At 63.2% G+C, this 10,000-nt stretch carries 13 protein-coding genes; 7 read left to right on the plus strand and 6 right to left on the minus strand.

Going from position 1 to position 10,000, the window contains the following annotated elements:
* The 3 genes from LDL37_RS05200 to LDL37_RS05210 all read left to right on the plus strand — a co-directional run.
* Positions 1 to 180, plus strand: a 180-nt coding sequence (locus LDL37_RS05200; protein WP_290795266.1) for a hypothetical protein, incomplete at its 5' end; no start/stop codon positions are given.
* Positions 170 to 931 carry a glucose 1-dehydrogenase gene (locus LDL37_RS05205; RefSeq protein ID WP_290795268.1) on the plus strand — a complete coding sequence of 254 codons (762 nt, stop codon included), beginning with the start codon at positions 170 to 172 and terminating at the stop codon, positions 929 to 931. The genes LDL37_RS05200 and LDL37_RS05205, both read left to right, overlap by 11 nt.
* Before the next feature lie 71 nt (positions 932 to 1,002).
* The gene (locus tag LDL37_RS05210) at positions 1,003 to 1,254 is read left to right on the plus strand and encodes a hypothetical protein (protein WP_290795270.1); all 252 of its coding nucleotides are present in this window, start codon (positions 1,003 to 1,005) and stop codon (positions 1,252 to 1,254) included.
* A 33-nt stretch (positions 1,255 to 1,287) separates the two neighbouring features.
* On the opposite strand, the gene LDL37_RS05215 is transcribed toward LDL37_RS05210, so the two are convergent.
* From LDL37_RS05215 to LDL37_RS05230, 4 genes are all read right to left on the minus strand, one after another.
* Positions 1,288 to 1,974, minus strand: a complete 687-nt coding sequence (locus LDL37_RS05215; RefSeq protein WP_290795272.1) for an ATP-binding cassette domain-containing protein — start codon at positions 1,972 to 1,974, stop codon at positions 1,288 to 1,290.
* A complete protein-coding gene (modB, locus tag LDL37_RS05220; RefSeq protein WP_126421242.1) occupies positions 1,971 to 2,648 on the minus strand; it encodes a molybdate ABC transporter permease subunit in 678 nt (225 codons plus the stop codon). Before modB ends, LDL37_RS05215 begins: the two co-directional genes overlap by 4 nt.
* A gap of 4 nt (positions 2,649 to 2,652) precedes the next feature.
* The gene (gene modA / locus LDL37_RS05225; protein WP_290795275.1) at positions 2,653 to 3,396 is read right to left on the minus strand and encodes a molybdate ABC transporter substrate-binding protein; all 744 of its coding nucleotides are present in this window, start codon (positions 3,394 to 3,396) and stop codon (positions 2,653 to 2,655) included.
* A gap of 189 nt (positions 3,397 to 3,585) precedes the next feature.
* Positions 3,586 to 4,854, minus strand: coding sequence for a 3-phosphoshikimate 1-carboxyvinyltransferase (locus LDL37_RS05230; RefSeq protein ID WP_290795277.1), 1,269 nt, complete (start codon positions 4,852 to 4,854; stop codon positions 3,586 to 3,588).
* Positions 4,855 to 5,080: 226 nt separating this feature from the next.
* Here LDL37_RS05230 and LDL37_RS05235 point away from each other — a divergent pair, with 226 nt between their 5' ends.
* From LDL37_RS05235 to LDL37_RS05250, 4 genes are all read left to right on the plus strand, one after another.
* Positions 5,081 to 5,317: a FeoA family protein gene (locus LDL37_RS05235; protein WP_290795279.1), complete on the plus strand. Its 237-nt coding sequence runs from the start codon at positions 5,081 to 5,083 to the stop codon at positions 5,315 to 5,317.
* Between the two features lie 15 nt (positions 5,318 to 5,332).
* A complete protein-coding gene (locus LDL37_RS05240; protein ID WP_290795281.1) occupies positions 5,333 to 7,180 on the plus strand; it encodes a ferrous iron transporter B in 1,848 nt (615 codons plus the stop codon).
* Positions 7,177 to 7,392: a DUF6587 family protein gene (locus tag LDL37_RS05245; protein WP_290795283.1), complete on the plus strand. Its 216-nt coding sequence runs from the start codon at positions 7,177 to 7,179 to the stop codon at positions 7,390 to 7,392. The genes LDL37_RS05240 and LDL37_RS05245 overlap by 4 nt, the downstream gene beginning before the upstream one ends.
* A 306-nt stretch (positions 7,393 to 7,698) precedes the next feature.
* Positions 7,699 to 7,938: a hypothetical protein gene (locus LDL37_RS05250; RefSeq protein WP_272742483.1), complete on the plus strand. Its 240-nt coding sequence runs from the start codon at positions 7,699 to 7,701 to the stop codon at positions 7,936 to 7,938.
* A gap of 99 nt (positions 7,939 to 8,037) precedes the next feature.
* On the opposite strand, the gene LDL37_RS05255 is transcribed toward LDL37_RS05250, so the two are convergent.
* Together LDL37_RS05255 and LDL37_RS05260 are read right to left on the minus strand one after the other, a co-directional pair.
* Positions 8,038 to 9,357 (minus strand): NCS2 family permease, encoded by a 1,320-nt coding sequence (locus LDL37_RS05255; protein WP_290795286.1) that lies wholly within the window; start codon positions 9,355 to 9,357, stop codon positions 8,038 to 8,040.
* A gap of 178 nt (positions 9,358 to 9,535) precedes the next feature.
* On the minus strand, positions 9,536 to 10,000 hold a 465-nt coding region (locus LDL37_RS05260; RefSeq protein ID WP_290795288.1), incomplete at its 5' end, for a 5'-methylthioadenosine/S-adenosylhomocysteine nucleosidase.

The raw sequence follows: 10,000 nt of genomic DNA on the forward strand, positions 1-10,000 counted from the left end.
ATCATCCCTTTCAGCGAAGGCGAGGCGCTGAAAAAGGCCGCCTTCGCCGCCAATGTCCGGGTGCGCTTTATCACCCTGACCGCTGCCAACCACCATCCGGACTTCACCAAACTCGCTCCCACGGTTCTGGGCCAGATGGCCCGGATGCCGACTCCAGACTGGACTCCCTATGTTGAATGACCTCAAAGGCAAATCCGTACTCATCACCGGCGCCTCGTCGGGCATAGGCGCCGCCGTCGCCAGGGGCTTTGCCGACTGCGGCGCGGCGGTCGCCATCCATTACGCCTCGAATGCCGAAGGCGCTCAGGCCGTGGCCGACGCCATCACGGCTGCGGGCGGCACAGCGGTCATCGTGCAGGCCGACCTGACCGACCCGAAAACGGCCAAAGGCATGGTCGAGGCAGCCGCGCAAAAGCTCGGCAAGCTCGACATTCTCGTCAACAATGCGGGCAGCCTGTGCGGCCGCCGCCCGTTCATGGAAATCGACGACGCGCTTTATGACACGGTGATGAACCTCAATGTGCGCGCGGTGATCAATGCCTCTCAGACCGCCGTGCCGCTGATCGAACAGCAGGGCGGCGGCAGCATCATCAATGTCGGCTCGATTGCGGGTAATGATGGCGGCGGGCCGGGGTCGGGCCACTATGCCTGTGCCAAGGCCTATGTTCACAATCTGACGCGGCATATGGCGCGCGATCTGGCCAAACGCGGCATCCGCGTCAACGCCATCGCGCCCGGCGTCATCGGCACACCCTTCCACGCGGCAACGCCAGCTGATCGCATGGAAGCGATGAAGAACGCCACGCAACTGGGGCGCATCGGCACGCCGGAGGACTGCGTGGGCACGGTGCTCTATCTCGCCTCCGATCGCCTGAGCGGCTACGTCACCGGTCAGATCGTGCATATCAATGGCGGGCAGTATATGCCCTGACGCAGCTTATCCTATTGCCTACTTATGCCGGTTTTTCGATCATGGCCGCTTCTGTGACAAGGAGCATGCCCATGGCCGACGACATCCCCCCGCACAGCTTTCAGGACGGCGAGCGCGTCGAACACACCGAAAAAGGCCTCGGCACGGTCAGCCATGACCCCGCCGATGACAACCTGATCGTGCCGCCCGGCGAGGCCCGCAAAAGTGGTTCCGATATGGTGCATGTGGTGTGGGACGATGACCGCTTTCCGGTCGGCAAGGTCGCCGCCTCGGAGCTGCAAAAAGTGCCCGACGCCACCGCCGCCATCTCGACGGGGATGTAGTCTTTTATACCTCCCAACTTGTCGGGGGGTAGATTATGAACCCAAGGCCTTGAGCGCCAGCGCCTCGATTTCGGCCTGAGACAGGCCGTCCAGCGTCACCGCCGGGCGCGCGCTCAGGCGTCCGTTTAGGATGTAGATGATCTGCTGCGTCAGGCGCGCCACTTCCAGCGGGTCGTGGCTGACATAGAGCACCGGCACGCGCTCAGCCACGTCGCGGATCAGCGGCAGTATCTCGGCCCGCGCCGCCTGATCGAGGCTCGACAGCGGCTCATCCATCAGCAGCAGGTCTGGCCCGGACAGTAACGCCCGCGCGATCGCCACGCGCTGACGCTCCCCGCCCGACAACCGGGTAACCTGACGCGGCAGCAGCGTGCGGATGCGCAACAGTTCTATAATTCCGGTTTTATCGACATCTTTCGGACTGCGCTTAAGTGCAAAATCGAGATTACCTTCGACCGACAAGTGGCTAAACAGCGACGGCTCCTGAAACACATAGCCGACAGCGCGTTTGTGCACGGGCACAAAGTGGTCCTCCGCCTGCCAGACAGCGTCACCCACCTGCACCCGCCCGCTCAGGCGCTCCAGCCCGGCCACGGCGCGCAGCAGCGTCGTCTTGCCGGACCCGGACGGGCCCATCAGCGCCGTCAGCCCGGCCCCGGCCTCAAAACGCAGCGACAGCGCCAGATCACCCACCGTACCGCTGAGATCGACCTGAATCATGGCCGTATCCCCGCCGAGCGCGCGCCGAAGCGCCGGTCGATGACCAGCATGACCATCAGGGCCACGAAGGAGAAGGCCAGCAGGCCGCCGGAGATCAGATGCGCTTCGGCAAAGTTGAGCTGTTCCACCGCCTGAAAGATGCGGATGGAGACGACCTCGGTCTGCCCCGGAATGGCCCCGCCGATCATCAGCACCACGCCGAATTCACCGATGGTGTGCGCAAAGACCAGCAGCGCCGCCGTCACATAGCCGCGTCGTGCCTGCGGCAGGGCGACCGACCAGAAGGCGTCCCAGGGCGAGGCGCGCAAGGTGGCGGCGACCTCCAGCGGGCGCGGCCCCATGGCCTCAAACGCGTTGCGGATGGGCTGCACGGCAAAGGGCAGCGAATAGACCAGAGAGCCGATGACCAGCCCGGTAAAGGTGAAGGCCAGTGTCCGGACGCCGAACGGCTGCAACAGCCCCATCAGCGGGCTGTGCGGTCCCAGCGCGATCAGCAGATAAAAGCCCAGCACCGTTGGCGGCAGGACGATGGGCAGGGCCACCACGGCAGCCACCGTATCGCGCACCCACCCCGTCCCTTTGGCCAGCCACCACGCCAGCGGCGTCGCCAGCAGCAGAAGCAGGGGCGTGGTCACGGCGGCCAGCAGCAAGGTGACGCGGATGGCCTCCCACATGGGTTCAGCGGACCTCATAGCCGTGCGAACGGATGATCTTCACCGCCTCGGGCGAGCGAAAAAAGGCCATATAGGCTCTGGCGGCGGGATTGCTTGCGCCGGTGTTCAGCAGCACGGCCTGCTGATCAATGGGCGTATAGAGGTGGGCCGGCACCCGCCACGACGATCCGCCCTTGCCCTGCACCTGCGACAGGGCGACAAAGCCCAGTTCCGCCGCCCCCGTGGCCACAAAGGTATAGGTCTGGGAAATATTGCCGCCCTTGACGATCTTCGCTTTCAGGCGGTCATAGAGGCCCAGCCGGGTCAGGGTCTCGACCGCCGCCACGCCATAGGGAGCCGCCGCCGGATCGGCGATGGCCAGCTTGTCGAACGCGCCTTTGCTGAGGACCGCGCCCTTGGCGTCCACGCGCCTATCGGCGCTCCACAGGACCAGCTTGCCATAGGCATAGACAAAGCGCGTGCCTTTGACCGTCAACCCCTCGGCCTCAAGGCGCAGCGGGCGTTCGGCATCGGCGCTGAGGAAGACATCGAAGGGCGCGCCGTTCTTTATTTGCGCATAGAACTGACCCGACGCCCCGAAGCTCTGGGTGACGGTGTGGCCGGTCTTCTTTTCAAAGGCGCTGGCGATCAGTTTTGCTGTGTCGGTGAAGTTGGCGGCGACGGCAACGCGCACCTCTTCGGCCCGCGCCAGAGCCGGCACGGCAAAAAGCGCAAGGGCGATCAGCAGAAGACGACGAAGGATTTGCATGGGGTCATGCTGGCATGGGGAGAAAAATTTAGCCATGAAAAACACGAAAAGACACGAACTTCATTGCGCGCAGTCTAAGCGCGAAGCGTCTGATTATTGTGTGCGTCACAGACGGAAAATAGCCCTGCGGGCAAAGACGTTTCCACACGCGCAGTGTTCGTGACTTTTCGTGTTTTTGGTGGCTAACCCCTACGGATGCTTCAACCCCACACCGAGGCTTTGCAGCACGTCCCAATAGGTCGGGAAGGTCTTGGACACGCATTTCGGATTGTCGATCACCACGCCCGCCATCATCAGCCCGGCCAGCGAAAAGCACATGGCAATGCGGTGGTCATTGTGCGTGTCGATCACGGCCTTCGTCGTCGTGCCGATCAGTGCCGGATCTGCATGGACGATCAGGTCGTCGCCCTCTTCGTGGGCCAGCCCGGCGCGCAGGGCGTTCAGCCCGTCACACACGGCGCTCACGCGGTCGCACTCCTTCACCCGCAGATTGGCAATGCCAACAAAGCGCACCGGCGTCTGGTTAAATGCCGCCAGAACGGCCAGCGTCGGCACGGCGTCCTGCATCTGCGAGCCGTCGATGACGGCGGGCATGTGCGGCCAGCTCATGATGACGTCGCGCGCCCTGGCGTCCGGCTGGGTCAGGGCCGCCGTGTCCATCTGAAAGTCGATCTGACCGCCGGTCAGCACCTCGGCCGCCCACAGATAGGTGCAGGAGGAGGCGTCCGGTTCGATGGGATAGTCCGCCGCCACATAGCCGGTCGGTTCCACGCGCCACACGCCGTCCGACGGCTGCGACACCTTCGCGCCAAAGGCCTGCATCACACCCAGAGTGAGGTCGATATAGCCGCGCCCGCCGATGCCGTGATCGCCGCGCAGCCGCACCTCGACAGGCTTATCGCCGCAGGCCGCCAGCATCAGAAGCGCCGACACGTACTGGCTCGACAAACCTGCGTCAATGTCTACGACATCGCCGGAAAAGCCGCCGCGCGCCATCACCGTCACCGGCGGACAGCCGGTCGGGGCCGACACCTCGACCCCCAGCCGCGTCAGGGCCTCGACCAGCGGCAGGATGGGCCGCTTGCGCATGTGCGCGTCGCCGTCAATCACCACCGCCCCGTCGGCCAGGGCCACCGCCGCCGTCAGAAACCGCGTCGCCGTACCCGCATTGCCGAGAAACAACGGCTGAGCCGGCGCTTTCAGCTTGCCAGACGAGCGCAGCCTGACCGTGGTGGAATCGATCGCCTCGATCTCCACCCCCATCTGCTTCAGGGCGGTCGCCATATGCACCGTATCGTCGCTGGTCAGCACCCCCGACAGCGTGCTTTCCCCCTTGGCGAGCGCCGCCACCAGAAAGGCGCGGTTGGTCAGGGATTTCGAACCCGGCACCACCACGGCCCCGGTGATCGGCCCGGTGACCGGCACGATTTCAAGCTGAGGGAAGGCGTCGATATTCATAACAAGCTCCGCGATACAGGCGCTTCCTAAACACTGAGAGGGCGTTCGTAAAGGGTGCAGCCATCCGCCGCAGGCCGCACAGTCGCTTGTTTTTATTGCATCTGAAACCGTTTGCCTGACGCCTAAGATCACAGAGCACGGACAAAACCGTTGTCAGGACGGTTTCAATTGCGTAAGAGCCACTTTATAATCATTCTCACTTGCAAGTCTGACCCGCGTCCCCGATATGAAACTCAGCGATCTGCCTCTGCATAGCGCCGCCATCGTCGTCGATGTCGCCGATCTCAGTGCCGATGACCGCGTCGGCCGTCGGTTGCGCGAACTGGGCTTCGTCGTCGATGAGCCGGTGAAGGTCGTGGCCAAAGGCCCGTTCGGGGCCGAACCCCTGCTGATCCAGATTGGCTTTACCCGTTTCGCGCTGCGCCGCGCCGAAGCCGACCGGGTTCAGGTGCGTACAGCGTAAGGAGCGCGTGCTGAGATGTCCGGACTGCTGATCGCGCCCATTTCTATAGTATTGGTTGGAAACCCCAATTGCGGCAAGACCGCCCTGTTCAACCAGCTCACCGGCGCGCGCCAGAAGGTCGCCAACTTCGCCGGTGTGACGGTCGAGCGCAAGGAGGGCAGCTTTACCGCCCCGTCCGGCCGCACGATCAAGGTGCTGGACCTGCCCGGTGCCTACAGCCTCGATGCGCTGGGCCCCGACGAAATCATCACCCGCGACGTCTGTATGGGCAAGGTGGCCGAAGTCGGCGCGCCCGACGTGATCGTCTGCGTGGCCGATGCGACCAATCTGCGCCTCAACCTGCGCTTTGTGCTGGAAATCCGCAAGCTGGGCCGCCCGATGGTGCTGGCGCTCAACATGATGGACGCGGCGCACAAGCGCGGCATCCACATTGATCAGGACCGGCTTCAGGCCCTGCTGGGCATTCCGGTCATCCAGACCGTGGCCATTGCCGGGGGCGGTGCCAAACACCTGATCGAACACATCGACACGCAGTCGATCGAAGCGCCGAAGATCGCCCCGACCGAGCGCGACGTGCACCTTGAGGTGCGCGATATTCTCAACGCGGCCGTCACCATGCCAAGCTTTACGGCGAAGATCGACGACCAGCTGGATGGCGTCCTGCTCAATCCGGTGTTTGGCCTGCCCATCCTCGCCCTGTTGATGTTCGTGGTGTTTCAGGCCGTCTTCGCCTGGGCGACGCCGCTGATGGACGGGATAGAGGGCCTGTTCGGCTGGGCCGCCGAAATGGTACGCGCCCACATGCCCGAAGGCCTGTTGCAGAGCTTTATCGCCGACGCCATGATCAGTGGGGTAGGCTCGGTACTGGTCTTCCTGCCGCAGATCCTGATCCTGTTCTTCTTTATTCTGGTGCTCGAAGAGTCGGGCTACCTGCCGCGCGCCGCCTTCCTGCTCGATACGCTGATGGCGCGGGCGGGCCTGACCGGGCGGGCTTTTATCCCGCTTTTGTCGTCGTTTGCCTGCGCCATTCCGGGCGTCATGGCCACGCGCTCGATCCACGACATCCGCGACCGCCTGACCACCATCATGATCGCGCCGCTGATGACCTGTTCGGCGCGCCTGCCCGTCTATGCCCTGCTGATCGCCGCCTTCATCCCCGAACGTCAGGTGTGGGGCGTCCTCAGCTTTCAGGGTCTTGTGCTGTTCGGGCTGTACATTGCCGGTATCCTGTCGGCCCTGATCGTCGCCTGGGTGATGAAGCTGCTGCGCACGGACAAGAGCCCGGCCATGCTGCTGATGGAGCTGCCCTCCTACCGCCTGCCCAATCCGCGCAATCTGGCGCTGGGCCTGTGGGAGCGCGCCGGCATTTTCATGCGCCGGATCACCGGCGTCATCTTCGCCGCCAATACGCTGTTGTGGGTGCTGGCCACCTTCCCGCGCGCCCCCGCTAACGCCACGCAACCGGCCATCGACTATTCCTTTGCCGGCATGATCGGCCACGCCATCGAGCCGATCTTCCGCCCCATCGGCTTTACGTGGGAAATCTGTATCGCCCTGATCCCCGGCATGGCCGCCCGCGAAGTGGCCGTGTCGGCGCTGGGGACGGTCTATGCCATTTCCGGCTCCGAAGACGCCGTGGCCAATCAGTTGCAGGCAACGGTCGCGGCGCAATGGTCGCTGGCCACCGGCTTCTCGCTTCTGGCCTGGTACATCTTTGCGCCGCAGTGCCTTTCGACGCTTGCCGTCATCCGCCGCGAAACCAATTCGTGGAAGTTCGTCGGGATTACGGCTGGTTACCTGTTCGCTCTGGCCTATCTGGCCTCGTTCCTGACCTATAGCGTAACGAAGATGGTGACGGGATGAGCTACGACCTGATCCAGACCCTGATCGTTGCGGTCATTGTGGCCGTGGCTGCTGCCATGATGGCGCGCCGCCTGTTTCCGAAAACCGTTGAAGGCGTGGCCCGCCGTCTGGGCCTCAAGCCCGCTGCCAAAACGGCCGCCGGGTGCGACTCCGGCTGCGCGTCGTGCAATGGCTGCAAGACGCTAAATTTCGATTTGCCCCCCAAAAGCTAAGTGGTCCCGGATTTCGGGCAAAAAAAAGCCGCGCATTTCGGCGCGGCTTAAAGTTTACAGGGAGGAAACGCCCAGGAAGGGCAATCAGCGCAGCGCGCTGAACATCTTCAATTTAGTTTGCGATGCAGCAAAACGCAAGGCCTTAAGCGGCAAGCCTCTTCAACAAAAGTTACAAACGCAATGGGGTTTGTGAATGCAACGCAACACAGATCGTCGATAGCGCATTCTTACAAACCGGACGCCTTTTGGCACTGTGGTTTTCCGTCGCAGGGCGCATCCTGAGAGTCTTTACTGAGGAGCCCTGTCATGACCCATTCCGAAGACCCGTTGCACGCGCGCGGCGACGCGCTGACCCGCAGCGGCCCCGAAGGTCCCGGCAATTTGCCGCGCCGTCGTCTGCCGTGGGGCATTATCGCCCTTGTGATCGTCCTGATCGGATTTGTCGTCGCCTTTACCGCCACCAACCGCGACAGCCCGACCGCGAAGGGTCCGGATGCGGCCTATGACGCCAATCGCGTAGACAAGACAGGGACTTCAAACCCCTAGATCGAAATGATTTTAGATGGAAACGGCTTATCGCTATAGCGCCTCCCCTGAAATCAGGGGAGGCGCTTGAATTACGATTCCATTAAAAGTCATACCGGTCTAGCCCGCACTCAACCAGATAAAACGCGCCACAAACAGCCCGGCCAGCACCAGCAACAGCCAGTCGCCAAGGCGCGCTTTACCGCGCAGCAGCTTGATCACCGCATAGGCCGTGATGCCGAAGGCCAGCCCGTTGGCAATGGAAAAGGTCAGGGGAATCCCGATCAGAATCAGGAAGGCCGGAACAGAGACACCCGCGTCCTCCCAGTCGATCTCTTTCAGCGGGGCCATCATCAGCGCACCGACGATAATCAGGGCCGGTGCCGTGGCCGCCGCCGGGATGAACTGCGCATAGGGCGCGAAGAACAGCGCCACAAGGAACAGCAACCCCGTCACCACCGCCGTCAGGCCCGTGCGGCCGCCTTCGGCCACACCCGCCGCGCTTTCGATATAGCTGGTGACGGTCGAGGTGCCCATTACCGCCCCGGCCATCGAGGCGATCGAGTCGGTGAACAGGATCTTGTTGAGGCGCGGGATGCTGCCGTCGGGCTGCATCAGCCCGGCGCGCTTGGAGACGCCGACCAGTGTGCCGACATTGTCGAAAAGATCGACAAACAGAAACACGAATACAATTTCGAGGATGCCAAAGCCCGTCTTGCCGATATCGAGCGCCGCCGGAATATCCAGCGCAAAGGCCGTCGCGGTCAGCGCCTTGAGGTCATAGGGTGTCGGCTGATAGGTCACCTGCCCCAGACCCCACGCCGCCGCGGTGGTCGCCAGTATACCGATCAGCACCGCGCCCTTGATACGCCAGGCGCTCAGCACCGCGATGATCAGCAGCCCCAGCAGGGCCAGTGCCGGGGCCGGTGTTTTGAGGTCACCCAGCGCCACGGTGGTGGCCGGACTGGCGACGATTATGCCGGCCTCTTTCAGGCCGATAAAGGCGATAAACAGGCCTATGCCGCCCGCTACGGCGGCGAACAGGGGCTTGGGGATGGCGTTGACGATCATCTGACGCACCCCGCCGAGCGTCAGCAAGAGGAAGCACACCCCCGACAGAAAGACGCAGCCCAGCGCCGTCTGCCACGGCAGCCCCATCCCCTTGACCACGGTAAAGGTGAAATAGGCGTTGAGCCCCATGCCCGGCGCCATGGCCAGCGGATAGTTGGCCACCAGCCCCATCAGGATCGAGGCAAAAGCCGCCGACGCGCAGGTCGCCGCCGCCACCGCCGCCAGCGGCATCCCCGTCTGCGACAGGATGGCCGGATTGACCAGCACGATATAGGCCATGGTCAGAAAGGTGGTGAAACCGGCCATGACCTCGGTCCGCACCGTGGTGCCCTGCGCGCTCAGGCCAAAATATCTGTCGAGAAAGCCCATATCGTCCCCACATACAAAATCGGTTTCATTAGCGCCCGGCGGACGATGTTCCGCAAGCTGAAATTTTGCACCGCGATACAAAGTCCCCCACCACCACATCTCACCGCCTTCGGCGGCTCGTGCGGTCCCCCTCCCCAGCACGCTGGGGAGGTATGAAGACGCAAGCGCCTTGCGGCCCTTATTTTGCCGGCAAGGCCCGGATAAACCGGCACACGACTGTGGCTGAATTTTCCGAGGCCAGCGCCATGAAGGTGGCCATCTGATTGGCGTGTTCGTCACCGCCCGCCAGATCGGACAGGCTGCGGAAGACGATGAACGGCACGTCATTGGCAAAGGCCACCTGCCCCACGGCTGCGCTTTCCATATCCGCCACACGAGCATTGAACGCACGGTGCAGATAGTCGCGGTAATCGGCATTATCGACAAAGGCCGGCGACGATACCGCATCCCCGCCCACATGCAGTTGCGGTCTGTGATCAAGGCAGCGCCCGTCCGCCGTACAGTGAGCCAGTTCCGTCTGCTCAAGTTTAGCGGCGACCGCCAGCATGGCCGGATCGGCCTCAAACCACACCCTGGGCTCGGGCGCGTGTTTGGCGCTGCCCACCACCACGGAATTGGGGATGATCATGCCATAGGCTTCCAT

Origin of the sequence: Asticcacaulis sp. (assembly GCF_020217185.1) — a bacterium.
Classification (GTDB): Bacteria; Pseudomonadota; Alphaproteobacteria; order Caulobacterales; family Caulobacteraceae; genus Asticcacaulis.

What these genes read in the sequence shown, in the direction of transcription:
- LDL37_RS05205 (WP_290795268.1), top strand. Translation starts at nt 170, where the DNA reads ATGTTGAATGACCTCAAAGGCAAATCCGTACTCATCACCGGCGCCTCG.
- LDL37_RS05210 (WP_290795270.1), top strand. Translation starts at nt 1,003, where the DNA reads ATGGCCGACGACATCCCCCCGCACAGCTTTCAGGACGGCGAGCGCGTC.
- LDL37_RS05215 (WP_290795272.1), bottom strand. Translation starts at nt 1,974, where the DNA reads ATGATTCAGGTCGATCTCAGCGGTACGGTGGGTGATCTGGCGCTGTCG.
- modB (WP_126421242.1), bottom strand. Translation starts at nt 2,648, where the DNA reads ATGTGGGAGGCCATCCGCGTCACCTTGCTGCTGGCCGCCGTGACCACG.
- modA (WP_290795275.1), bottom strand. Translation starts at nt 3,396, where the DNA reads ATGCAAATCCTTCGTCGTCTTCTGCTGATCGCCCTTGCGCTTTTTGCC.
- LDL37_RS05230 (WP_290795277.1), bottom strand. Translation starts at nt 4,854, where the DNA reads ATGAATATCGACGCCTTCCCTCAGCTTGAAATCGTGCCGGTCACCGGG.
- LDL37_RS05235 (WP_290795279.1), top strand. Translation starts at nt 5,081, where the DNA reads ATGAAACTCAGCGATCTGCCTCTGCATAGCGCCGCCATCGTCGTCGAT.
- LDL37_RS05240 (WP_290795281.1), top strand. Translation starts at nt 5,333, where the DNA reads ATGTCCGGACTGCTGATCGCGCCCATTTCTATAGTATTGGTTGGAAAC.
- LDL37_RS05245 (WP_290795283.1), top strand. Translation starts at nt 7,177, where the DNA reads ATGAGCTACGACCTGATCCAGACCCTGATCGTTGCGGTCATTGTGGCC.
- LDL37_RS05250 (WP_272742483.1), top strand. Translation starts at nt 7,699, where the DNA reads ATGACCCATTCCGAAGACCCGTTGCACGCGCGCGGCGACGCGCTGACC.
- LDL37_RS05255 (WP_290795286.1), bottom strand. Translation starts at nt 9,357, where the DNA reads ATGGGCTTTCTCGACAGATATTTTGGCCTGAGCGCGCAGGGCACCACG.